The sequence below is a fragment of the Paenibacillus sp. An7 genome (assembly GCF_009870785.1).
Classification (GTDB): domain Bacteria; phylum Bacillota; class Bacilli; order Paenibacillales; family Paenibacillaceae; genus Paenibacillus.
Map to the genome: position 1 here is coordinate 116,207 of NZ_WTWX01000003.1, position 23,931 is coordinate 140,137.

Annotated in this window: 19 protein-coding genes and 1 pseudogene; 8 read left to right on the top strand and 12 right to left on the bottom strand. The window is 44.9% G+C overall.

The features are described 5' to 3' along the window. The first annotated feature begins 27 nt into the window (after positions 1-27). On the top strand, positions 28-1,617 hold the full coding sequence (locus GQY27_RS05800) for an FAD-dependent oxidoreductase (RefSeq protein ID WP_160032795.1): 1,590 nt from the start codon (positions 28-30) through the stop codon (positions 1,615-1,617). Positions 1,618-1,678: 61 nt separating this feature from the next. Here the strand turns inward: GQY27_RS05800 and gntK are convergent, their stop codons facing one another. From gntK to nagE, 5 genes are all read right to left on the bottom strand, one after another. Then, positions 1,679-3,250: a gluconokinase gene (gene gntK, locus GQY27_RS05805; RefSeq protein WP_160032604.1), complete on the bottom strand. Its 1,572-nt coding sequence runs from the start codon at positions 3,248-3,250 to the stop codon at positions 1,679-1,681. Positions 3,251-3,428: 178 nt separating this feature from the next. Then, entirely contained in the window at positions 3,429-4,256 is an 828-nt protein-coding gene (locus GQY27_RS05810; RefSeq protein WP_160032605.1) for a carbohydrate ABC transporter permease, read from the bottom strand. 15 nt (positions 4,257-4,271) lie between these two features. Then, positions 4,272-5,177, bottom strand: a complete 906-nt coding sequence (locus tag GQY27_RS05815; protein WP_328802964.1) for a carbohydrate ABC transporter permease — start codon at positions 5,175-5,177, stop codon at positions 4,272-4,274. A gap of 64 nt (positions 5,178-5,241) precedes the next feature. Next, complete coding sequence (locus GQY27_RS05820) at positions 5,242-6,501, bottom strand: ABC transporter substrate-binding protein (RefSeq protein ID WP_160032607.1); 1,260 nt, start codon at positions 6,499-6,501, stop codon at positions 5,242-5,244. A gap of 194 nt (positions 6,502-6,695) precedes the next feature. Next, complete coding sequence (nagE, locus tag GQY27_RS05825; protein ID WP_160032608.1) at positions 6,696-8,159, bottom strand: N-acetylglucosamine-specific PTS transporter subunit IIBC; 1,464 nt, start codon at positions 8,157-8,159, stop codon at positions 6,696-6,698. Positions 8,160-8,481: 322 nt separating this feature from the next. Between nagE and glpK the strand changes: the two genes are divergently transcribed. The 3 genes from glpK (at position 8,482) to GQY27_RS05840 (ending at position 12,819) form a co-directional block, all read left to right on the top strand. Continuing rightward, a complete protein-coding gene (gene glpK / locus GQY27_RS05830) occupies positions 8,482-9,975 on the top strand; it encodes a glycerol kinase GlpK (RefSeq protein WP_160032609.1) in 1,494 nt (497 codons plus the stop codon). Between the two features lie 171 nt (positions 9,976-10,146). Beyond that, positions 10,147-11,808 (top strand): glycerol-3-phosphate dehydrogenase/oxidase, encoded by a 1,662-nt coding sequence (locus GQY27_RS05835; protein ID WP_160032610.1) that lies wholly within the window; start codon positions 10,147-10,149, stop codon positions 11,806-11,808. A 24-nt stretch (positions 11,809-11,832) separates the two neighbouring features. Continuing rightward, complete coding sequence (locus tag GQY27_RS05840; protein ID WP_160032611.1) at positions 11,833-12,819, top strand: Gfo/Idh/MocA family protein; 987 nt, start codon at positions 11,833-11,835, stop codon at positions 12,817-12,819. Between the two features lie 151 nt (positions 12,820-12,970). Here GQY27_RS05840 and GQY27_RS05845 read toward each other — a convergent pair whose 3' ends face one another. From GQY27_RS05845 to GQY27_RS05855, 3 genes and pseudogenes are all read right to left on the bottom strand, one after another. After that, complete coding sequence (locus GQY27_RS05845) at positions 12,971-13,507, bottom strand: AbrB/MazE/SpoVT family DNA-binding domain-containing protein (protein ID WP_160032612.1); 537 nt, start codon at positions 13,505-13,507, stop codon at positions 12,971-12,973. A gap of 105 nt (positions 13,508-13,612) precedes the next feature. Continuing rightward, positions 13,613-14,293 carry an LrgB family protein gene (locus tag GQY27_RS05850; RefSeq protein WP_160032613.1) on the bottom strand — a complete coding sequence of 227 codons (681 nt, stop codon included), beginning with the start codon at positions 14,291-14,293 and terminating at the stop codon, positions 13,613-13,615. Next, positions 14,292-14,660, bottom strand: a pseudogene (locus GQY27_RS05855) (CidA/LrgA family protein); the annotation flags it as partial. The gene GQY27_RS05850 and the pseudogene GQY27_RS05855, both read right to left, overlap by 2 nt. A 162-nt stretch (positions 14,661-14,822) precedes the next feature. Here GQY27_RS05855 and cidR point away from each other — a divergent pair. Beyond that, complete coding sequence (cidR, locus tag GQY27_RS05860; RefSeq protein WP_160032615.1) at positions 14,823-15,710, top strand: cidABC operon transcriptional activator CidR; 888 nt, start codon at positions 14,823-14,825, stop codon at positions 15,708-15,710. Between the two features lie 162 nt (positions 15,711-15,872). Further along, entirely contained in the window at positions 15,873-16,856 is a 984-nt protein-coding gene (gene guaC / locus GQY27_RS05865) for a GMP reductase (RefSeq protein ID WP_160032616.1), read from the top strand. Positions 16,857-16,990: 134 nt separating this feature from the next. Here guaC and GQY27_RS05870 read toward each other — a convergent pair whose 3' ends face one another. Then, complete coding sequence (locus tag GQY27_RS05870; protein WP_160032796.1) at positions 16,991-18,901, bottom strand: LTA synthase family protein; 1,911 nt, start codon at positions 18,899-18,901, stop codon at positions 16,991-16,993. Positions 18,902-19,185: 284 nt separating this feature from the next. On the opposite strand from GQY27_RS05870, the gene GQY27_RS05875 reads away from it, so the two are divergent. Then, entirely contained in the window at positions 19,186-19,326 is a 141-nt protein-coding gene (locus GQY27_RS05875; protein WP_160032617.1) for a hypothetical protein, read from the top strand. 377 nt (positions 19,327-19,703) lie between these two features. Here the strand turns inward: GQY27_RS05875 and GQY27_RS05880 are convergent, their stop codons facing one another. Next, a complete protein-coding gene (locus GQY27_RS05880; RefSeq protein WP_160032618.1) occupies positions 19,704-20,192 on the bottom strand; it encodes an antibiotic biosynthesis monooxygenase family protein in 489 nt (162 codons plus the stop codon). A 315-nt stretch (positions 20,193-20,507) separates the two neighbouring features. Here GQY27_RS05880 and GQY27_RS05885 point away from each other — a divergent pair, with 315 nt between their 5' ends. Beyond that, complete coding sequence (locus GQY27_RS05885; RefSeq protein WP_160032619.1) at positions 20,508-22,829, top strand: ATP-dependent DNA helicase; 2,322 nt, start codon at positions 20,508-20,510, stop codon at positions 22,827-22,829. On the opposite strand, the gene GQY27_RS05890 is transcribed toward GQY27_RS05885, so the two are convergent. Both GQY27_RS05890 and GQY27_RS05895 read right to left on the bottom strand, forming a co-directional pair. Continuing rightward, positions 22,810-23,127, bottom strand: a complete 318-nt coding sequence (locus tag GQY27_RS05890) for a hypothetical protein (RefSeq protein WP_160032620.1) — start codon at positions 23,125-23,127, stop codon at positions 22,810-22,812. The genes GQY27_RS05885 and GQY27_RS05890 overlap by 20 nt on opposite strands. After that, complete coding sequence (locus tag GQY27_RS05895) at positions 23,124-23,864, bottom strand: MBL fold metallo-hydrolase (protein ID WP_160032621.1); 741 nt, start codon at positions 23,862-23,864, stop codon at positions 23,124-23,126. The genes GQY27_RS05890 and GQY27_RS05895 overlap by 4 nt, the downstream gene beginning before the upstream one ends. Positions 23,865-23,931 lie beyond the last annotated feature (67 nt).

Genomic DNA, 23,931 nt, shown 5'->3' on the forward strand with positions numbered 1-23,931 from the left:
TAACTTCATTCGAATGGAGGAAGCATGATGCAGAATACGTTCATGGAAGCAGATATCGTCATCATCGGAGCAAGTCTTGGGGGAGTGGCTGCAGCCAGAGCCGCAGCCAAGGCAGGAAAACGTGTAGTCATGACGGAAGAAACGGACTGGATTGGAGGACAGCTTACTTCACAAGCAGTGCCGCCAGATGAACACAGGTGGATTGAATCTTTTGGATGTACGGCAAGCTACCGCGAATTCCGGGACCGTGTCAGAGCTTATTATAAAAATAATTATCCACTCACCGATGAGGCAATTGCTAATTCTATTTTAAACCCGGGTAATGGTTGGGTAAGCCGTATCGCACATGAACCAAAAGTTGCACTCCGTGTACTGGAAGATATGCTCGCTCCTTATGTGAATACAAGACAAATTCAAATTCTATATAGCACGGCAGCTATCTCCGCAGAAACGCAAGGTCCAGAGATTATTTCGGTGCGAGCAAGAAATGAGAAGAGCGGCGAAGAATATCAGCTGACCGGACAATACTTTTTGGATGGTACAGATAACGGAGACCTATTGCCGATGACAGGCACAGAGTATTTGATTGGCAGTGAATCAGCCCAGCAGACCGGTGAGCCTCATGCGCTGGATGAAGCTGATCCGGAAGATATTCAGTCCATTACACATGTGGCAGCAGTAGAGTATGTAGAAGGCGGAAACTTTACAATCCCCCGCCCAGAAAATTACGAGTTCTGGAGAAGTTATACCCCGCTTTTCGGGGATATTCCTATCCTCAGCTGGTTTACCGCAGATGTGAAGGATACGGCTAAACGGAAACAGTATACGATGTTCCCTAATGATCAGGGGATTCCTTCGCTATGGACATACCGCCGTATCGTTGATCCATCCATATGGCGTGAACCGCTCCCTTCCGGCGAAGTTACTTTACTCAACTGGGCACAAAATGATTATTACTTAGCACCTGTCATTGGTGTGACAGCGGAGCAGAAGGGGGCGCATGCAGAGCAAGCGAAAGAATTGACACTCTCACTCGTATACTGGCTGCAGACCGAAGCACCGAGATTAGATGGAGGAAAAGGTTATCCGGGAGTAAGGCTTCGCGGAGATGTGCTCGGGACGGAAGATGGCCTCGCAAAGACTGCGTATATCAGGGAATCGAGGAGACTGAAGGCCCTGTATACAATTAGTGAGCATGATGTGAGTAAAGAGCTGCGCGGCGACCAGGGGATTAAGCGTTATTCAGATAGTGTGGGCGTAGGAAGTTATCATCTGGATCTGCATCCTACGACAAAGTCTCAGCGATCGTTCTACATACCAAACTACCCTTATGAAATTCCGCTTGGCTCCTTCATTCCCATACGGATGACCAACTATCTTCCGGCCTGTAAAAATATCGGAATGACGCAGATCGCTAATGGATGTTACCGATTGCACCCAACGGAGTGGAATATAGGCGAGGCAGCAGGGTATCTTGCTGCTTATAGCGTGACCCATAATATTCGTCCAAAACAGGTGTACGAATCAGCAGAGCATCTGGCTTCCTTTCAGCAACAGTTGCAGGAGCAGGGCGTCGAACTGCACTGGCCTGATGAAGTATATGATTCTTTATATTAGATAAAAAAGCATCCGATTTTCCCACTCAGAACGGGGAGAACTCGGATGCTTTTATTATGCGTTATATGTTTTTAGGAAGCCATTCTTCCATTTTGATCTGAAAAGCAGTGATTGCGGCATACTCTTCTTCAAACTTGCGAGAAATCCGAATAAAGATAGGCAGCAGCTCGCGGTAGACGGAAACCGCTTCTGCTTCAGGATCATGATGATAGGTAGAGCCGATCATGTCTTTTGCTACATCAAGAGAGTCGATTTTTCCTGTTGCGTACATCCCGAGAATCACTGCACCTAGGCAAGAGCTTTCGATGCTGTCTGGAAAAACAACTTTTTGATCGAAAATATTTGCCATCATCTGCCGCCATAATTCCGTACGAGCAAAACCGCCAGTCGCGTGAATGGTTTTTGGTCTTCCAATCTGTTCCTCTATAGCGAGCATGACGGTATATAGATTAAACAGGACTCCTTCCAGAGCGGCGCGTACCATATGTTCTTTCTTATGCTGCAGCGTCAGGCCAAAAAAGGAACCGCGGGCTTCTGGGTTCCATAGAGGAGCCCTTTCTCCCATCATATAAGGATGAAACAAAAGTCCGTTCGAACCAGCAGGAACCTTTTCTGCAATGGCAGCGAGCACTTCATAAGGATTAAGGCCAAGTCGTTTTGCTGTCTCGACTTCAGAAGAAGCGAGTTCGTCACGGATCCAGCGGAAAATCACGCCTCCATTATTCACAGGGCCGCCGATTACCCAATTCTGCTCCGTTAGTGCGTAGCAGAAATAACGGCCTTTCGGATCAGCAATAGGGCGATCAACCACGGTACGTATCGCCCCGCTCGTTCCGATAGTAATGGCAACAACGCCGGGGTCAATGGCTCCTACACCTAGATTAGATAACACACCGTCACTCGCACCTACCACAAAAGGAGTCGAAGGGGCGAGATGCATCTGCTCAGCATAGGAGGGATGGAGATCTTGTATAACATGCGTTGTAGGAACGAGCTCCGATAAATGATTAGCTGAGATCCCTGCCATACGCAGGGCTTCTTCATCCCAGTCCAGGGTGTCCATGCGAAGGAGCCCTGTAGCGGAAGCGATAGAGTGTTCAACGATATATACCCCAAAGAACTGATAGAATACATATTCTTTAATCGATATGAATTTATGAATCTGAGGCATTAGGTCTTGCTGTTCCCGAGTAAACCACATGATCTTGGTGAGCGGCGACATCGGATGAATCGGTGTACCTGTTCTTGTATAAAGTTCATGTCCAGTCTTGTCTTTCTTAAGCTGTTTTGCATACGCTGCGCTGCGATTATCTGCCCAAGTCAAAACGGGGGTAAGTCGATTACCCGAATGATCCATGGCAATCACACTATGCATAGCAGAGCTGAAGGATACAAACTGTATTTTATCAGCGGGTAGTTCACTACTCGTCATTACCTGCTGAATTGAATAAACAACGGCTTTCACGATCAAGTCAGGGTCTTGCTCCGCTTTTATTGCGCCTTCGGTATGTAAGGGATAGCCTTGACTTGCCTCAGCAATAATCGTTCCGTCTCCCTGGAACAGGACAGCCTTGGTGCTGGTGGTACCAATATCGACTCCAATCATATAGGAAGCCTCATGACTTGTGCCCATTGAATACACCTTCTTCCTGAAAAATAGGAAAAGACCGCAACAGCAGCGGCCCTTTCCGTGTTCTTTTTTACGCATGAAAGCCTGAGAGCTATACTTATGCATTAACCTCTAATACTACCCATTAATCTTCCCTCTTTTTAGATGAGACAGAAATAACAGAGAAAAAAGGAAAGGGAGTCTAGTCTTTAATCGCACCCGCTGCTATATCGGAAATAAACTGCTTGCTTACAAATAAGAACATGATGATAAGAGGAATAATGGCAAGCAGTGTACCGGCAATAATCATGGAATAATCGGTATTATATAGTCCATTTAATTGGGACAAGGCAATCTGGAGCGTGTACTTTTTCTCATCCGTAAGAACGATAAGCGGCCACAGGTAATCGTTCCACACTCCAATAAAAGTGAATGCTCCTAGAAAAGCGAACGCGGGACGTAAGATAGGCAGGGCTACATTAAAGTAGATTCGAAAGAAACCTGCACCATCCATGCGGCCGGCATCGAGCAGCTCGCTTGGAATCGAACCTTCAGCATACTGCCTGATCCAGAATATGCCGAAGGCATTGACCATTCCAGGGATGATCAGGGCTTTGAACGACCCAACCCATCCGAGCTCCGCCATAATGACAAAGGAGGGAACAAGAGAGAGCTGTGAAGGAACCATCATCGTCGTAAGCAGGACAACGAACAAGATTTTCTTTCCCGGGAATTCATATTTAGCAAAGGCAAATCCAGCCAGTGAATCGAAGAAAAGCACGAGTACTGTAACCGCCGTTGCTACGAAAAAGGTATTTAGAAAAGCTCCCAAAAAGTCAATCTGCGTCATGACCCTGGAAATGTTATTCCATAGTTCCCCGCCAAACCAAAGTTTCGGAGGGAATTGATAAATATCTGATGTCGTTCGGGTCGACATTACGACGAGCCAATAGAAGGGAAACATAGAGATCATAAGTCCGATGGCTAAGCCAAGATAGAGAATGAACGAGGTAAACTTTGACTGCTTCATGGAATCTCACTCCTTCTATTTGGATGATGGACCTTGGACAATTTTCCAGTTAATGAACGAGAACAGCGCAATAATCAGGAACATTCCCCAGCCTACCGTTGCGCCATAACCAAAGTAATTATTGATAAATGATTCACGGTACAGATAGAGGACAATCGTCATCCCTGCCCCGCCGGTTCCGCCATTATTGCCAAGCAGAATCTGCGGCTCGGTAAAGAGCTGCATTCCCCCGATCGTGGAGGTGATGACGGTGAAGAGAATAACGGGACGAAGGAGCGGAATCGTAATACGAAAAAAAGACTGAATACCCGTAGCACCGTCGATTTTGGCAGCTTCATATAAGGTAGTTGGTATGCTCTGAAGTCCGGCGAGATAAATGACGGCATTATATCCGGTCCATCTCCAGATCACCATAGAGGAAAGAGCGGCTTTGATTCCCCAAGGCACATCGAGCCAAGCAACAAGAGGAAGATTAAATACGCCCATTACATAATTCAAAATCCCATAGTTGTTAGCGAATAAAGCAGCGAAAATAATAGACACGGCTACAATCGAGGTAACATTCGGTAGAAAGAATCCAATTCGGAAAAAGGTTTTGAACCTGACAAAAGGGGCATGGAGTAAAAAAGCTACAATTAGAGCAAAGAAGAGCATGGGGATCGTAGAGTAAATCCAGATCATAAAGGTATTGCCTACGGCTTGCCAGAACTCAGGGTCGGTCAGCATATAGCTGAAATTATTGAACCCGTTAAACGTCATCTCGCCAATGCCGTCCCATTTATGAAAGGCAAGATAGAGCGAGAATCCGATCGGAAACAAACCGAAGACAGCGAACAAGAGATAAAAAGGGGAGATGGCAGTATACACGGCCCGGTTCTTCCAAATTTCCTTAGCAAGCTGGCGTTTGGGCGGGACCGGCATATAGGTTTGTGTAGGTTTATGCTTTACAGGTTGCTGCATAAAGGTACCTCCTTTTCATTTGGGCTTATCGCTTCAGTTCTCGTTCTACCCGCTGCATCGCTTCATCGAAGGCAGTATCCGGATCAAGATTCGCAATATTATTCAGCCAGCGTGTCATGACACCGTGAACGGCAGGATACCGTTCTCCGAAGAAAGAGATTTGGACATTCCGTGCCGATTCAGCAAAAACTTCACCTGTCGCTTGTCCTCCAAAGAAAGGTTCTCCTTCTCGGATCGTGGCACTATCATAAGCACTGGGGGTGGATGGAAATAGGTTGGTTGTTTTGAACATCGTCAGCTGGTTCTCCGGGTTTTGGAGCCACTTAATGACTTCGAATGCTTCCTTGGGATGCTCGCTTGATTTTGGGATGGCCATGAACGAGCCTCCTACATTTCCATCTCCTCCCGGAGCTCTTGTTACCCGCCACTTTCCTGCGGTATCTGGAGCTGCTTCTTGGAGAGGTTGTTTCATCCACACCGCGCCTACAAAAGAAGCGATCTTCCCTTTATTCACACCAGCGTTCCATTCGGGCGTCCAGTGGTCTGCATTTGCAATGAGTCCATCCTTATGAAAAGCGACTGATATGTCCCAAGCCTCACGAATGGTCTCATTCGAATCCCCTATAAAATCTCCTTCCGGAGTGAAGTATTTCTTATCACTTTGTGAAATGATCTCATTGTATACGTTTTCAATATTGTCGTACATAAAGACCTTTCCGTTGAATGCTTCCTTCAAGGTAAGACCCGCTTTCCTATAATCGTCCCATGTGCTCATCTGCTTATGCACTTCTTCAGGATCGGTTGGCAGCCCAGCTTCTTCAAATAAGTCTTCTCGGTAAAATAGAGCCGTTGGTCCGGTATCCATCGGAAAGCCAATCATCTGACCATCCGGTGTAACCCCTTGTTGCCATTTCCAGTCTAGATACTGATCCTTCACTTCAGCGGCTCCAAACTCATAAAGATCGTAGAAACGATCCTGGCTTGGAAACAGCTCCATGATCCAGTCATTCAGAGCAACGATGTCAGGTTCGCCAGACTTGGCCGCCATCGTCGTCTTTAATTTGGACTTGAAGTCACCGCCAATCTTTTGGGTCACTAGATGAATGTTAGGAAACTGTTCTTTCGCTTTTTGAAGCAGCTGATCATCAATACTACGGTTCCAGTACCACAATGTAAGCGTTATCTTTTTGCTGGATGAAAATGGATCTGCGGTGGGTGAAGAGCTGCAGCCGCTGATAACAAGAACCAAAATTAGGATAACGAGTGACCAGGTTCTCTGTTTCATCTTGAAGATGCCCCCTTTGGTGGTAATAGACTAGATTTAATACCATTTTATGCTTTAAATGAAATGATATGTATCCTCCTGCATGCCTAATTTGTTAAGACTTCAAACAGTGAAAAGACGATAACAAAGTAATTTAAAATTCAACAAAAAAAGCCTGCCGCTGTAAGCGGCGGGCTTCTCACTTGATCTTTATATTACATTTTTTTCTTGATTTCATCTTTTAGCGCTTCAGAAGACGTACCAAAAATAATCTGAACGGCACCATGACCGAGGCGTATAACACCCGCAGCACCTGCTCTTTTTAGTTCCGTATCATTCACGATATTCTCATCTCGTACCACGAGACGCAGGCGGGTAATACAAGCATCAATACTTTCAATGTTATCCGTGCCGCCAATGGCTCGCAGCACTCTTTCTGCTTTGATCTCCTCTAAAGTAGAGTTCACGGCAGGAGTTTCTGGTTCTTTTGCTGGTTCTAAAGCCGGCTCCTCCTCATCTTCGCGACCTGGTGTTTTCAGATTGAATTTGACGATAACATAGCGGAACAGGAAGTAATAAACGACGCCAAATGCGAGACCAACGGGAAGGAGCAGGAAAGGGTTAGTCGATAACTTGATATTCAGCAAGTAGTCAATAAGACCCGCTGAGAAAGCAAACCCCAGCTTTACATCAAGCAAGTACATAACGAGTCCGGACAAGCCGGTAAGCAGCGCATGAATCACATAAAGAACAGGTGCAAGGAACATAAAAGAAAACTCCAGCGGCTCTGTAATCCCAGTGAAGAACGAAGCCAGTGCTGAACCAATAAAGATGGCACTAACCATTTTACGTTTCTCAGGTTTGGCGGTATGTATAAGCGCAAGTGCAGCCGCCGGCATGGCAAACATCATAATCGGGAAAAATCCGGACATGAAAACGCCAGCTGTCTTGTCTCCTGCAAAATAACGCGTTAGGTCCCCGTGAACCACTTCACCCGCTGTGTTTGTGAAATCACCAATCTGGAACCAAGCAATAGAGTTCAGTACATGATGAAGGCCGACAGGCACAAGCAGGCGGTTTGCTACACCGAAAATAAAGGCACCAGCTCCCCCGAGACCGACGACCCAATTACCAAAGGAAGCAATGGCGTCTTGTATAGGACTCCAGATCATACCAAGCAAAGCAGCCAGAATAATCGTGGTAATCGATGTAATGATGGGCACAAAACGCTTCCCAGAAAAAAATCCGAGCCACTCAGGTAGTTTCATGTTGTGAAAACGCCTATAGAGATAGGCAGATAGAATCCCTGTAATAAAACCGCCAAGCACCCCGGTATCAAGCTTCACATCGTCCGGTATATAGTCAAAAACAAGAGGAACCTGTTCCATAACCTTTACAAGAATCAAATATGAAATGACCGCAGATAAGGCAGCAACCGCATCTCCAGCTAAACCAATGGCAACCCCGACAGCAAAAATAATAGCAAGGTTGCTAAAGATCGTTCCGGCACCTGCACTCAAAAAAGGAGTAATGTACTGGTTGATAAATCCGCCGACAGCTCCGAGCGGAATGTCTTTTTGATAGTCAATGAGTGCAAAGCCTTGCAAAATTCCGGCAGCGGGAAGCATAGCGACTGGTAGCATTAACGACTTGCCGAGTCTTTGTAGCGCTTTTAGCATGAGTATCATTCACTCCTTATAATATTTGATAAAAAACTAGCTTCTACAGCATCCTTTTACTGTCCTGTGTTGACTTCGGCAAAGCCAGCATATAGATTAACTATACATAAAATAGGGTGCTTGCATTTAGATTCTGGCGAACAGCCTGATAAAAATATATTATTTGGTTGAGATAAGAATTACAGAATGAATCAATTTCATAATAATCTGACTATTATTGAAGTATTACCAGGTATGATGCCTTCAATCATTAGAGGAATAGAAAAGAGTACACCGTAAGTAAAAGGTAAGTAAAGCGAAGGTAAACGTAAGGAGGTAAACAATGGAGCAATATATTATGTCTTTGGATCAGGGAACAACAAGTTCAAGAGCGATTTTATTCAATAAAAAAGGGAATATCGTCTATAGTGCGCAGCGTGAATTTACGCAGTATTTTCCAAAGCCAGGGTGGGTGGAACATAACGCGAATGAAATTTGGAGCTCTATTCTGGCTGTCATTGCGAATTGTTTAGCTGAATCAGGGGTTAACACGGCGCAGATTGCCGGCATCGGGATAACGAACCAGCGGGAGACTACGGTGGTATGGGAGAAGGATACCGGACATCCGATTTATAATGCGATTGTTTGGCAGTCCAGACAAACGGCAGATATTTGTGCCAAAATGAAAGAAGATGGATTAGAAGATTTGATCCGTGAGAAAACAGGGCTTCTTATCGACCCCTATTTCTCTGCGACAAAAGTGAAGTGGATTTTAGATCATGTAGAGGGAGCGCGGGAGAGGGCAGAAAGAGGTGAGCTGCTCTTTGGAACCATTGACAGCTGGCTGATCTGGAATTTGTCAGGCGGAAAAGTGCATGTCACGGACTATTCGAATGCTTCCCGTACGATGATGTATAACATTCATGAACTGAAATGGGATCAAGAGATTTTGGATCTATTACAAATTCCTGCTGCCATGCTGCCTGAGGTGAAAGGTTCATCTGAAATCTATGCGTATACTGTGCCCTATCATTTCTTCGGTGCTGAGATTCCTATCGCAGGAGCCGCAGGCGACCAGCAAGCTGCTTTATTCGGTCAAGCTTGCTACCGAGAGGGAGATATTAAGAATACATACGGTACGGGCTGTTTTATGCTGATGAACACCGGCGAGACCGCGATCCGTTCAAAACATGGTCTGATTACGACCATTGCTTGGGGCGTTGGCGGTAAGGTGGAATATGCACTCGAAGGCAGTATCTTTATCGCCGGATCGGCTGTACAGTGGCTGCGGGATGGACTGCGTATGATTCGAGATTCTAAAGACAGTGAGCTGTATGCCTCCCGGGTAGAATCTACGGATGGCGTATATCTTGTGCCTGCGTTTGTAGGCCTTGGAAGTCCCTATTGGGACAGCGATGTGCGGGGAGCGATGTTTGGCCTGACCCGAGGAACAACCAAAGAGCATTTCATTCGTGCTACCTTGGAGTCGCTTGCTTATCAGACGAGAGATGTACTAACAGCGATGCAGCAGGATTCAGGTAATGGGCTGGCAAGGATGCGAGTTGATGGCGGTGCGGTAAGAAATAACTTGCTGATGCAATTTCAGAGTGATATTTTAGGCTGTCCGGTAGAAAGACCGATTATTGGTGAGACAACGGCCCTCGGAGCAGCTTACTTAGCGGGTCTTGCTGTTGGTTTTTGGAGTAGCTGTGAGGAGATTAGTGAACAATGGGCTTCAGAGCGAATTTTTGAACCGGTTATGAAGGAAGAAGAGCGAGAACGATTATATAGCGGCTGGCAAAGAGCAGTACATGCTGCCATGGCTTTTAAAATATAAATGGAAGAAATTGTGTCAATCATTCAGCTGCATGGTAAGATACAGGTAAAAGTAAATAAAGGTCTGGAAGAGAAGGAGAGACTGCAAATCCACTTGGGGAATATCCCGTGTGCTATTTTGCAGTCTTTTTTACATAGGTTATAGAAATGATCGGGGCGGAGGTTTTCTCATATGAAGACAGGATTTACAGGGATATCAAGACAAGAAATGATCCATAAGATGGAGAAGAATACATATGATCTGCTCATTATCGGCGGAGGAATTACAGGCGCAGGGATCGCTCTGGATGCTTCATCCCGCGGGATGAAAGTGGCTCTAGTGGAAATGCAGGATTATGCCGCCGGGACGTCCAGCCGCTCTACGAAGCTTGTTCATGGAGGACTTCGGTATCTCAAACAATTCCAGGTTGATGTCGTAGCAGAGGTCGGTAAAGAGCGAGCAATTGTATATGAAAATGGCCCGCATGTTACGACACCCGAGTGGATGCTGCTTCCGTTTTATAAGGGAGGGACATATGGAAAATTCATGACCGGGGTCGGACTTCGAGTGTATGATTTCCTGGCTGGAGTGAAGAAGAATGAACGCAGAGTGATGCTGAGTAAAGAACTGACCTTGCAAAAAGAACCCCTGCTGAATGATCAGGACCTGTCAGGCGGGGGTTACTATGTGGAGTACCGGACTGATGATGCAAGACTTACCATTGAAGTGATGAAAGAAGCAGTTCAGCAGGGAGCCCATGCAGTAAATTACGTAAAAGCAAATCAGTTTCTCTATGAAAATCAGCAAATCAAAGGTGCACTCGTGCGAGATCTGGTATCAGGAAAGGAATTCACGGTTCGAGCAGCGAAAGTGGTGAATGCAGCCGGTCCATGGGTAGATGAACTTCGTGAGCTGGATCATTCCAAAAAAGGAAAAGTGCTGCAGCACACGAAGGGTGTGCATCTGGTCATTGATCAGAGCCGCTTCCCTCTAAGGCAGGCTGTTTATTTTGATACACCGGATGGCCGTATGCTTTTTGCAATTCCACGAGAGGGCAAAGCTTATGTGGGTACGACCGACACAGTCTATGAGGAAGATTTGGCTCACCCCCAGGTAGAACCCGAGGATCTTGATTATGTCATGAAGGCGATTCAGCTCATGTTTCCGAGTGCTGGAATTAATTATGGTGATGTGGAATCAAGCTGGGCAGGTATTCGTCCTCTTATTTATGAGGAAGGAAAAAGCGCCTCTGAAATTTCGCGAAAAGATGAAATCTGGCAGTCGGAAACGGGACTGATCACAATTGCTGGCGGCAAATTAACCGGTTATCGAAAGATGGCGGAGACGGTCGTAGATTTAGTTGCAAAGTTACTTTCTGAGACGAGTGGGCATGTGTTTCGTTCTTGTCAGACAAAACAAATGCCGATCTCAGGAGGACATGTCGGTGGAAGCAGCGGGTATCCTGCTTTTGTGGAACAACTGATAAATGAAGGACAGCGGTATGGATTTACTCAGGAAGAAGCGTCCTCTCTAGTTACGATGTATGGTTCCAATACGGAGCGGCTGTATCAGATCGCAGAGCGATTAGAGCAAGACACGCAGGAGTATGATCTGCCTGCTTCATTACTTACTCAGCTTCAGTATGCTATGGAAGAAGAGATGGCGGTAACACCGGCAGACTTCTTCGTTCGGCGAACGGGCAGCTTATTTTTCCGAATTAAGCAAGTGGAGCAGTATAAATCCGCCGTCATAGCCTATATGTCTGAGACAAATGATTGGACGGACATGGAACGAGATTTGTATAACCAGGAGCTTGAACAACTGATCCAAGAAGCAAAGCCCCAGCGGGTCTAGATTAGATATATAGGAGATGATGGAATGATGTTACACATCGGAATTATTGGTACGGGGTGGTTTAGTAAAGTGCATGCCGATCTGCTTCAGGAGACAGAAGATGTGAAGATACAAGCGATTCTCGGTACGAGTCTCGAAAAGGCGCAGGCGATGGCTGTAAAATATGAGGCAAATCCTTATGAAGATCTTCATACGATGCTTGAACAGGAAAAGCTGGATGCTGTTTATATCTGTGTTCCGCCGATGGCCCATGGAGAGATAGAGTTTGCATTAATCGAACGGGGCATCCCCTTCTTTGTGGAGAAGCCGCTGGCGGTTGATCTGGAGCTGCCGATGCAAATTGAAGCTGCGATTCGTGAGAAAGGACTGCTGACGGCAGTAGGCTATCATTTTCGCTATCAGGAGAACGCAGAAAAGCTTAAGCAGGCATTAGCGGGACAAACGATCGGGATGGCGAGTGGCTGCTGGAATGGAGGAATGCCAGGCGTAGCTTGGTGGCGTGATCTAGAAGGCTCTGGCGGGCAGTTTATTGAACAGACCACGCATATTGTAGACTTACTCCGTTATGTAGCCGGCGAAGTGTCAGAGGTACAGGCAATGTATGCGGGGCGCAGTATGCACAAGCTACATGAAGGAGTTACGGTTCCCGATGTAGGGACAGTAAACTTAAAGCTGCAAAATGGGGCAGTAGCCAATATTATGAACACTTGTATTCTACCTGAGGGAGTAGCGGGGCGATCTGGACTTACTTTCTATACAGCGGAAGGCATATGGGAGTGGAATCCTGAACAGCTGACCATTTCTACAGCAGAAGGGGAGCAAACCATAGCGGGTGAGAATAACCCTTATCAGCGTGAAAATGAAGCCTTTCTGCATGCTCTTCGGACAGGAGATCGGAGCCTCATTCGATCAGATTACCAAGATGCACTCCGTACACAGGCAGTTACTGTAGCTGCATTACAGTCTGCCAGGTACGGAGATCGGCTTTTTATTTCTGAGCCAACAGATTAATTGGTATAGGTGATCCTCAGTCATTTCTGTTTCAGTGAAAGTACAAGAAACAAGCCCCTCTTCTTAATGAAGAGGGGCTTGTCCACTTTGTATACCTTTTTGTCATGTAACTGCTACTTTAAAATCTGATGTTCCTACATGATACCGTTTACTAAAGAAGTTTCTTGAGCTGAGATACACGCCCTTGGCTGATCCCTAGTTTCTCCGCGATTTGATTCTGAGAAATACCGGGATGCGTATCTATTATTTCTTTCATCTTACGCAGCATTTGCGCTGTCTTCGGTCTTACATCACGGGCAAATTCGTCGGAGTTGGTGGCGAACGGATGTCTATGTACGTTAGGTTTTGCTGACAGTTCTGGCTTAATAAAATAGGTTGCACGTCGTTCATGCTCAGAAAGTGTCTTTTCTTGTCGTTCGCCTGCTGAAATATCGATTAGATTTTCCGCGATTTTTAACTCTTTGGCACAATTCTTGCAGATAAACTGCTCCTTGAAATACATTTCAGTATCTACATTTCCGCAAAAAATGCATAGCGTAGATTTGTATTTACGAAGGATTAGCTCCTTACCTTCAATAAAGAACTCAAGCGGGTCGCCGATATCTATCTCCATGGTATCACGCATCTCTTTTGGTAGGACAATGCGGCCAAGGCGGTCGAGCGCTCTTTTCATACCGGTTCTCTTCATGGGTAATCTCCCCCGCTAATCAGCGATGTTATCGTTCTTTCATTTTAAGGTAAGAGTGTCCTGCAATACAATAACTTTTTTGAAAAAAAAGGGATAGAAGGTGCATTAAGAGAACAAAAGCATCGATATGACAGGGGATATGGCCAAAGTGATGATTGCGGAGAGTACCATGGATATGCTGGATATCGTCCCGGTTAGCGGGCTGAATTCGAATGCTTTGGAAGTCCCGGTACCATGCGCACTTGTACCATAAAGAATTCCACGAGGTATTTCCCCGTCAATTTTCAACAATTTGAGGGTATAAGGTCCAATTAAAAGTCCCATGAGTCCCGTCATCACGACGAAGACAGCAGTGATTTGCGGCACGCCTCCAATCATGGTAGCTACATTCATCGCAATTGGTGTCGTGATCGAGTGTGGCAGCAGGCTTGATTCAAGGCCTGGATCAAGATGGAGTCCCTTGGCAACAAGGACAGAGGAAGAGATGGCGACCACAGAACCGAGCGATACACCGGTCACAATTTCACGCCAGTATTGCTTGAGTTCTTTCAAATATTTATAAAGCGGAATTGCAAAAGCAACGGTTGCGGGCTGCAAAAGCAACGTTAGTATACTGCCGCCTTTGTTATATGAGCTATAAGATGTATTCGTCGTCAGAAGAGCAACAATAACGACCACTGGCACAATAATGAGGGGAGATAAGTACACTTTAGGCATCTTCTTATACATTTTTTTGGCTAGCAGGTAGATGGCTAGAGTGAATACGAGACAGAGCAATGCGGTCATTTTGTTTTTTCTCCTTTCTTTTTGTCATGATCGAAGCAACAAGCCCCGATACAGCCATTACAAGAAATGTACTGATTAGAATGACGAGTAGAATACTTAAACCATCTTGCTTCATCATGTCGAAATAATTCATAACCCCAACAGCGGAGGGGATAAAAAAGAGTAGAAGCTCTGCAAGCAGCCAGCTTGCCCCGGCGTCAATCCAGCGTAGTTTAATAATACGGGTCTGCAAAAGGATGAACAGAACGACCATACCAAGAATCGAACCAGGAATAGGCAGGTGCAGGAGATTCGCCATCCCGTTCATAAGCAGAGCGAACAAGAGCAGGATCAGAACTTGAAATACGATCTTTCCTGTTTGTTTCATTTGATGGACCTCCTTAAAAAAACAATGATATATAGATAACGAATCACTTTGAAATTGGAATGTTTTGTTACTGAAAATTTTACATTAATTTTTTTCATGAGTAAAATGCATATTAAGCATTTCTACTATTCCTTTTTTCTATAGTAGGGAAGGAGTTCACTTATGGACATTAGGCATCTAAATTATTTTTTGGAAGTAGCGCGGCAAAAGAGCTTTACCAAAGCAGCTCAGGCCCTGTATATAACCCAGCCTTCCATCAGCAAGACAGTTAAGAATCTAGAAGAGGAATTAGGTGTGACTCTTCTTGATCGGTACGGGAAAAAAGTAGAGCTTACAGATGCAGGAGAAGTCTTTGCAAGACAGGCTCAAGAGATTGTGAATTCTTTTCATAACTTGTCTTCAGAAATCGATGATTTAATGAATCTTAAAAAAGGACATATCCGGATTGGGCTTCCGCCCATGATCGGCGCGAGCTTTTTCCCAAAGGTCATTGGAGAGTTTTATAAGCAGTATCCGAATATCACGATTCAGCTATTTGAGGATGGCGGGAAAAAAGTAGAGAAAGACGTGGTATCCGGTGCACTCGATATTGGTGTTACTGTCTTGCCAGCCGATGAATCACTGCTAGATGGATATGTATTTGTTACAGAATCACTTAAAGTAGTACTTCATCCTACACATCCGCTTGCTGGTGAAGAAGAGATTCATTTATCAGCACTTCGGGAAGATGCATTTATTCTGTTTCGTGAAGACTTTACTTTGCATGACCGTATTATTGGTGCCTGCCAAAAAGCAGGCTACCAGCCTCGTATTATCTATGAAAGTGCCCAGTGGGATCTGATCAGCAATATGGTAGCTGCAGGGCTTGGTGTGGCGCTCATGCCGGAGACGATCTGCAGGGAGCTGGATGTGGAGGAAGTACGGATCTTGCCGCTTCACGAACGTATCCCTTGGGAACTTGGCATGGTTTGGCGTAAAGATCGTTATCAATCCTTCGCGTTGAGAGAATGGATTGCATTCACCGAGTCTATGCTGAAACAAAAAAACTAACGATGATAACCTTTGTAGCCCTCGTGGAACATTACAAAAATGGAAATGTGTTTTCATAGTAAGCAGAAAGTTTTGACTTTCGCAAAAAAATGTTGTAATTTATGTTATGCCGAATGATTAAGCGGCATTTCAAAAAAATGTTCGTGTTTTGGGGTGAATACATTGAAAGAAGTATTTGATTATGAAGATATACAATTAATTCCTGCTAAATGTATCGTGAACAGTCGTTCTGAATGTGATACAAGTGTTACGCTGGGGAAACATACGTTTAGATTGCCTGTTGTCCCTGCCAATATGCAAACGATTATTGATGAGAAAATTGCTATTTATCTAGCTGAAAATAAATATTTTTATATTATGCACCGCTTTGCACCGGAAAAACGCGCTGATTTCATCCGTAATATGCATGAACGTGGATTGATTGCTTCCATTAGTGTCGGAGTCAAGGAAGAAGAGTACGAGTTCATACAGCAAATCGCTGCTGAAAATGTAGTACCTGAATATATTACGATCGATATTGCCCACGGGCATTCAAACGCTGTAATTAAGATGATCCAGCATATCAAAGAACATCTGCCTAATAGCTTTGTGATCGCCGGAAATGTTGGAACCCCTGAAGCTGTGAGAGACCTGGAGAATGCAGGCGCAGACGCCACCAAGGTTGGTATCGGCCCAGGAAAGGTGTGCATCACTAAGATTAAGACCGGTTTTGGTACAGGAGGCTGGCAGTTGGCAGCACTCCGTTTATGTGCAAAAGCAGCCAGCAAACCAATTATTGCAGACGGTGGTATCCGTACACATGGAGACATCGCTAAATCCATCCGTTTCGGTGCTTCCATGGTTATGATTGGTTCATTGTTTGCCGGCCATGAGGAATCACCCGGTGTGACCATCGAAAGAGATGGTAAGCTGTATAAAGAATATTTTGGATCAGCATCCGAATTCCAAAAAGGCGAGAAGAAGAATGTGGAAGGAAAGAAAATGTACGTTGAGCATAAAGGCCCTCTTGCCGACACATTGAAGGAGATGGAACAGGATCTGCAGTCCTCCATTTCATATGCTGGCGGTAATAAACTGGAAGCAATTCGCACGGTCGATTATGTCGTTGTGAAAAACTCCATCTTTAATGGTGACAAAGTTTTTTAATAAAGAGCTAAGAAATGGCATTGTCGCCCTGGATTAACTCGTGACAGAAGATAAAAAATAGCAAAAGGCAATGGAATGTTCTCATTCCATTGCCTTTTGTTGTTACGAAAATCTTCTGTATAAAAAGAATAAATCTATCGCTTGGGTAACTGGGTTACATAGCTGTCTGAAAGGTGAAGCAGCTCAAGCGCACGATCGTATTTGTCTTTGCTGACTGTTCCCTTGTTTATGTTCTTGCCTGCTTCCTTCAGCGCATCCGGCGGTGGATTCAGAGCAGATACAAACGAAGGATCGGCTGTCTCTTCAATTAAAGGAAGAGGATACCGTGTACCGTCTTCATAGTTGCTGCCTGGAATAAACATGCCTTCTTCGGTAATCAATGATCCAGAAGGAAGGTAATAGCGCTCAGGAAGAAGGTTAGAATGCCCATTTAGCAGATCCTGACCGAAATGGATGTAATCCTCCATGGATATGCCAAGCAAGCTTGCCACAGTAGGAACAATATCAGCTTGGCCTCCAAGCTGATCAATACGAGCCTCTTTAATGGCATTCGGTGCTGTAATAATAAGCGGGATGTTCATCATATCTGCACGAGTATAATCACGACCAAAAATTTCTTTCATCAGAACCTGGTCATCTTCTTCAAGAGAATAGAGCGGGAGTCCGAGATGGTCTCCATATAGAACAATGAGGCTGTTATCCCAGACCCCGTTATCTTTCAGCTGCTCAATGAAAATACCAAGTTCATAATCAGCGTAGTTCTGGGCTCTTATATAGTCACCAACTAGCGTATTTTCATAACGCGCTGGAAGCTCCATTTTATATTTACTTTCAGGCAGATGATATGGATGATGCGCGGACATGGAAATGACCTGAGAATAGAAAGGCTTACCCGTGTCCTGAAGCGACTTTAGCTCTTCCGATGTCTTCTTATACAGCACTTCATCGGAAGCAGCAAAGGCAACTGCATCTTCATTACCGAAAAAGTCCATATCGTAATACTTTCCGAAGCCAAGCGCTGCATACATCTCTTTACGATTCCAGAACTCTACCTTGTTCGTATGAAAAGTGGTTGTGTGATATCCGTATTGATTCAGCAGTTTGGCTAAACTAGGCACTTCATAACCGGCATATATCTGGGAAGAAGCCCCTCTAGCTGGAATGTAATAAGAAGAGTTCACAACAAACTCTGCATCCGATGTATTCCCTTGTCCCACTTGCTGATAGAAATGAGGGAAATACAGGCTTTCTTGTGCAAGTTTATTCAAATTAGGTGTGATTTCTTTACCATCAATATGAAGCCCGACTAGGAAATTTTGAAATGACTCCATTTGAATAATGATGACATTCCGTCCTTTAGCCTTATCGGAGTAAGTAGAAATCGCAGGCTGATCGGTGGAGAACCCTTTAAGTTCATTAATTTTTTCTTGGGTAATCTGATCAGCCGGCACAGGATCACTTGGTTTATCTGCGGCAATCATATAAGCCTCGTAATTAAGTATCCCCATCGACTCCGCTTGATTCAGCTCATTCATACTGGCACGATTCGGCCAAATGTTATAGAGGGTCAGCAGCGCAGAAAAAGCAAAGATAACGACAGCCGTCCGCTTACCTATACGAGGCAAGATTATGGTTGATCTAGAATCTTGTTTCTTTTGCCTAATCTTGCGCTGAATATAGTAAACACTAAGCACGATAACATCGACAAAGATCAGCAGGTAATAGGGTGCTAGCAGAGAGAAAACACTACTGTTGACGGAAGTAACTTGATTCACTTGAGCTAGTGCATGATAGGTAACGATGACTCCATAATATTTGTAGTACATAATGGCAGCGAAGAAAACGATCGTAATGACCAGATTGGCAATCATGTAATAGCCGATTTTACGTTTATGAGCAAAGCGCTCAATAAAACAAAAAATAAGCCATACAAAAGGAACCTCGGTGAGTAAAGGCTGCCAGAAAGGAATGTTGTCAAAGATGGCATACCAAGTCAGGTAGCTTTTTATAATCATAATTAGGGTGAAGAATATAAATGGCTTCATCAGCCATCTGCTCCAGATTTGGCGTTCCAACAGGTTCCCTCCTTCATTTCCATGCGACAAGCTATTCTATGTGACAAGTTATAATGTAAAATAATGGTTTTATTATATCTTATTTTAGAATATATGCTATCTCCACATTTGTAAGAAATATTATCCTATGCATGCTTGGGGATGTCAAAAGACAATCTATTCATTACTTTAGAGTAATATACCCGTTAAAGCACAGGTTAGTGGAAGAGGGAGACGGGGTTATTGCAGAAGTCGGAGAGATGAGGATGATGGTGATGCAGAAGTTGAAGGGGGAGGGAAACGGTGATTACGTGCTCTCTGCTCCGCTTGTTTTGTCTGGACAGGGTGGATTCAAGGTGAAAAGGTCCAGCCAAAGCCAAAGTCGCGCCGATCTCGTAATCTCCTTATTCCCTTGAGTTACGCTAGCGTAGTTCCGAAAGTGCAGTTTAAGATCAGTCCTTCCCCAAAGTTGGGGGGCGGTAAGGGACATCGTTGCTCCCTGAGATGAGCAACGAGTCCAAGGAAAATGAATTAAGGAATAAGAAAAGGATTCGAGCGAAGGGAAGTTAGCGCTAATGTGGATAGGTAACATATTAAAAACGTAAGTTATGAAATACGTATAAAGGGATTAAACAAAAAAAGTACTCAAAAAAAAGTACATTAAATAGAGTGCAAAAAATAGCATGCAAAAAATGAGAGCACAAAAAAGAGTGCGCAAGAAAAAGAACAAACAAAAAAACGTCCACTCCTGTTCAGGTTAGAACAGGGAGCGGACGGGCTATATTATTCTAGATTACTCTGCGGTGTACGTAGTTACAAAGGATGGACGAGCGAAGATCGATGGTGCTTGTGCTTTTATGCCTTCACTGGTATCCCGTTTAGCATGCGCATGGGCAAAGGCTTGAGACTGCTGCCATGCTTCAAAGCTTTCTTTTGATACCCATGCGGTCAGAATCACATAGGTGTCACTGTTTAGCGGACGTAGTACACGGATGCCGGAAAAACCAGATTCGCCTTCCACTTTACGTGCTCGGTTCATGAATCGTGCTTCAAATGCTTCTCGTCCCTCTTCGGTAACAGGGATGTTATTCATGACGATGAAGTTACTGCCTGCGATCGTACCATTTGCATCAATGACTTCATATCCGGGAACCGCTACTTCTCCCTCGATTGGATTATCCATTTCGACAATGTAACGTGTACCTTCTTCGCCATGGAGCGTGACGTAGTGATGTTCCTCGCGTGCATCTGTGATCGGTGATGAGAAAATATAAAGATACATAATAACAACCTCCTGTGCACTAATAATGAGATAACATGTATTACCATCAAAATATAGCATATAAACAGGTCGCTTTCTAAACATGGTAGATCGATTAGCTATTTATCGTCGTCTTTTTTACGATATCTTATTCGCTCAAAATAATCATAAAGAGCATGCATAGTCTCCTTTTTGTGTTTGTTTCATTTATTATGTTACAAATAATGTAATCTTTTTATTGTATAATACATGGTTTTTCTAACTTGTTGTTCACTGGTTTCTGGCATCCTGTTCTGTTACAGTGAAGAGATGAAAAGACCAGGAGCGGGTGATTATATGAGTTACGATATTTCCATATCGGTAAGACCGCTGGTAGAGTACGTCTATCGCAGCGGCAGCATTACGGGCGGTTTCAGGACGAATGCAACGATGCATGAAGGAACCCGGATTCATCAGAGCATTCAGAAAACCTATGCGGAAACAGATCAGAAGGAAGTCTTTCTTACCGCCGATATTCAGCATGAGGAGCTGTTATTTCACATCGAAGGGCGCTGTGATGGGCTCATCCAGCTAAACGGAGAATGGACGATTGATGAGATCAAATCAACAGCAGCACCGCTTGAGGACTTGGGAGAAGGGCTGCAAGTTCACTGGGCGCAGGGGAAAATGTATGCTTATATGCATGCCAAAGCACAGAACTTGCCCCGTATGCAGGTTCAGCTTACCTATGTACGTACGGGCAGCGGAGAACAACGAAAATTGCTCGAAACTTATACCTTTGAGGAGCTGGAAGCTTACGCACACGAGGTTGTAGCAGCATATGCTCCTTATGCGGACATGCTCCGTATCCATGAAGAGGAGCGGAATGCTTCCATAGAGGCGTTGCCGTTCCCATTCCCGAATTACCGGGCGGGTCAGCGGAAATTTGCTGGTGCTGTTTTTAAGACCATTCAAGAAGGTGCGGGACTTATGGCGAAGGCACCTACAGGAATTGGAAAAACGATGTCCACCTTGTTTCCGGCAGTGAAAGCGATGGGAGCAAAACATATCAGCAAAATCTTTTATCTTACTGCACGGACGACGACAAGAGCGACAGCAGAAGAAGCCTTTGTTAGGATGCAGGCACAGGGTCTTCATGTGAGCAGCGTAACAATTACGGCTAAAGACAAGATTTGTTTTAAAGAAGAGGAAGCATGTGATGCTGGAAAGTGCTCATTATGTGAAGGATACTACGACCGGATTAACGGAGCTGTCCTCGATATTATGAAAAATGAGACGATCATGACGAGACCTTTGATCGAACAGTATGCACGCAAACACCGGGTATGTCCGTTTGAATACTCTCTTGATATCGCCTATGCGGCAGATGCAGTGGTCTGTGATTACAACTACATTTTTGATCCGAGAGTATCTCTGAAGCGGCTGATGGAAGACCAGAAGAAAAAAACGGCCGTCTTAGTCGATGAGGCACATAACCTAGTGGACCGAGGCAGAAACATGTTCTCAGCAGAGCTGGTTAAATCTGTTTTTCTAGGAATCAAGAGCGAGTATAAGACGGCAAATGAAGGGGTTTCTCGGGCAGCAGGAGAGGTAAATTCCTTCTTGCTTGCGGTTAAAAATAATTGCAATGCAGACGGCCGAATCATCCAATCGGAACTGCCTGAAGCACTGATTCAAAAACTGGAGAAGTTTGTGGAGACAGCAGAGATTGAGCTGGTAACGGGGACTGCAGCATCCAGGGTGAGTGTAGAAGCACAGGAAGAACTGCTCAGTACCTATTTTGCAGCACAAAACTTTATTCGGATGGCGAAGTTCTATGACGAACGTTATCTTACCTATGCGGAGATCATTCGCAGTGATTTCAAAATAAAAATCTTCTGTCTCGATCCCTCGGAGCTGCTGCGGCAAGCAGGAAAAGGGTACCGCTCCATTATTCATTTCTCAGCGACCCTGTCGCCGATGAATTATTACCGCGATATGCTGGGTGCGGGTGAAGAAGACTATACGCTGAGCATTCCTTCTCCATTCAGTAAGGATCAGCTGGATGTAAGGCTTGTCCCAGTCTCGGTCCGCTATAATGACCGCGAGCGCTCGAAGCAGGTTATCGCAAAGCTGATTCAGCAAGTCGCAGAAGAGCGGCCGCGTACGAATCTGCTTGTCTTTTTCCCTTCTTACGCGTACATGCAGGAAGTATATGATGCCTTCACTCAGGAGCAGGGCAAAGGAATCGATACAGTGATTCAGCAGTCATTCATGAGCGAAGAGGAGCGGGATGCCTTCTTGCAAGCTTTTCAGCCGCATCCAGAGCGAACTCGGCTTGCTTTTGCCGTACTTGGGGGCGTGTTCTCAGAAGGTGTGGATTTGCCAGGGGATCGACTAAACGGTGTCATTGTGGTGGGAACGGGATTGCCGCAGATTGGCATGGAGAACAACATGCTCAAGGATTATTTTAACAAAACAGGGCGTAATGGATTTAACTATGCTTATGTTTTTCCAGGTATGAATAAAGTGCTTCAGGCAGGCGGGCGGCTCATTCGAACCGAAGAAGATGAAGGGGTGCTCGTGTTGATTGATGATCGCTTTACCCAGGAACCCTATCGCTCCTTACTGCCTGAAGAGTGGAGAGAATATGAGCTCATTAACCCTGCTTCCCTTTAACAAAAGCTCGTACGAACTGAATGAAATAATAGAGAAAAATCCAAGGCAAGATATAAAGGGTAGTCCACTCAATTATATGAATAACAAATAAGCCGAGTGAACCTGTATTCATACCCGTCATAATGAGTACGAATAGGAAGACAAAACCGAGAACAGAATAAAACAATAGTTTGTTTGCTTTTTTCGATATGGGTTGAGAAGCGTAGGATTGGTTTCGTTCCAGATTGTCCATAACAGGTATAATAGAACGCCCCTCCTGAGGAGGGGTGTTTTTGTTATTCGGTTGATGATCTGTCATAGCTCAATCACCTCTAGCGGATGGGCAAGCTTTGCCAGTGATTCTTGGTTAAACCGTTCTCTCATATCACTATTTGCGTACCCGTCATGGTAATGCATGAGCAGTGTTTTCCGCTGAATGGATTCGGGCAGGGCCTGAATATCGCCGAGTGACGTGTGCGAGCTGATGGTTACGTCCTGCATATGGCATTCATAGAAAATAACTTTTACATCTTGATTAATGTCCAGCAGCAGATCCTGATCCATGGTAGCGTCTCCGCTGTAATAGAAATATCCTCTTGCGAGCAGACCGCAGCTTATCATTCCTGGTACATGCTCGGTTCTGGTCATCTCATACGTTATCCCGCCAATCGTGAAAGAAGTCCCCTCTTGTAGAGGTACGATATGAAAATAATCCTCGAGTGCTTTTTCACCGCCTACGGTGTACTTCATTCCGGGCTCGAGCGTGCGCCATAGCGGGTCAACCAATTGTTCGTGAATATACAAAGTCGGTTTATGGTCGCCAAATACTTGTGCATAGTAGCCAAGCTGCTGTAAGCCGTTGATGTGATCGTCATGCAGATGAGTAATAAACACATCCCGTACATCGCTGAGGGGGATTCCTAATTTGTGAAGTACCTTGCTGTTAGACTCGGGAAAATCAATAATGAGCCTTGTATCTTCATGCTCGATCATGGCGCTGTTATGATCCTGTTCAAAGCTGAACATGTCGCCGGTTCCAAGAAATTGAATCTGCATAAAAAAACACCTCTCTTTCATGTTTATTATAACGCTCTTTGCTAGAAAGGACGCTTTAAACGAAAGA

Coding starts and splice junctions, on each gene's coding strand:
- gntK (WP_160032604.1), bottom strand. CDS start 3,250: ATGGGCACAAGTCATGAGGCTTCCTATATGATTGGAGTCGATATTGGT.
- GQY27_RS05885 (WP_160032619.1), top strand. CDS start 20,508: ATGAGTTACGATATTTCCATATCGGTAAGACCGCTGGTAGAGTACGTC.
- cidR (WP_160032615.1), top strand. CDS start 14,823: ATGGACATTAGGCATCTAAATTATTTTTTGGAAGTAGCGCGGCAAAAG.
- GQY27_RS05810 (WP_160032605.1), bottom strand. CDS start 4,256: ATGAAGCAGTCAAAGTTTACCTCGTTCATTCTCTATCTTGGCTTAGCC.
- GQY27_RS05845 (WP_160032612.1), bottom strand. CDS start 13,507: ATGAAGAGAACCGGTATGAAAAGAGCGCTCGACCGCCTTGGCCGCATT.
- GQY27_RS05820 (WP_160032607.1), bottom strand. CDS start 6,501: ATGAAACAGAGAACCTGGTCACTCGTTATCCTAATTTTGGTTCTTGTT.
- GQY27_RS05870 (WP_160032796.1), bottom strand. CDS start 18,901: ATGAAGCCATTTATATTCTTCACCCTAATTATGATTATAAAAAGCTAC.
- GQY27_RS05890 (WP_160032620.1), bottom strand. CDS start 23,127: ATGACAGATCATCAACCGAATAACAAAAACACCCCTCCTCAGGAGGGG.
- GQY27_RS05815 (WP_328802964.1), bottom strand. CDS start 5,177: ATGCCGGTCCCGCCCAAACGCCAGCTTGCTAAGGAAATTTGGAAGAAC.
- GQY27_RS05840 (WP_160032611.1), top strand. CDS start 11,833: ATGATGTTACACATCGGAATTATTGGTACGGGGTGGTTTAGTAAAGTG.
- glpK (WP_160032609.1), top strand. CDS start 8,482: ATGGAGCAATATATTATGTCTTTGGATCAGGGAACAACAAGTTCAAGA.
- GQY27_RS05800 (WP_160032795.1), top strand. CDS start 28: ATGCAGAATACGTTCATGGAAGCAGATATCGTCATCATCGGAGCAAGT.
- GQY27_RS05850 (WP_160032613.1), bottom strand. CDS start 14,293: ATGACCGCATTGCTCTGTCTCGTATTCACTCTAGCCATCTACCTGCTA.
- nagE (WP_160032608.1), bottom strand. CDS start 8,159: ATGCTAAAAGCGCTACAAAGACTCGGCAAGTCGTTAATGCTACCAGTC.
- GQY27_RS05875 (WP_160032617.1), top strand. CDS start 19,186: ATGCAGAAGTTGAAGGGGGAGGGAAACGGTGATTACGTGCTCTCTGCT.
- GQY27_RS05835 (WP_160032610.1), top strand. CDS start 10,147: ATGAAGACAGGATTTACAGGGATATCAAGACAAGAAATGATCCATAAG.
- GQY27_RS05880 (WP_160032618.1), bottom strand. CDS start 20,192: ATGTATCTTTATATTTTCTCATCACCGATCACAGATGCACGCGAGGAA.
- GQY27_RS05895 (WP_160032621.1), bottom strand. CDS start 23,864: ATGCAGATTCAATTTCTTGGAACCGGCGACATGTTCAGCTTTGAACAG.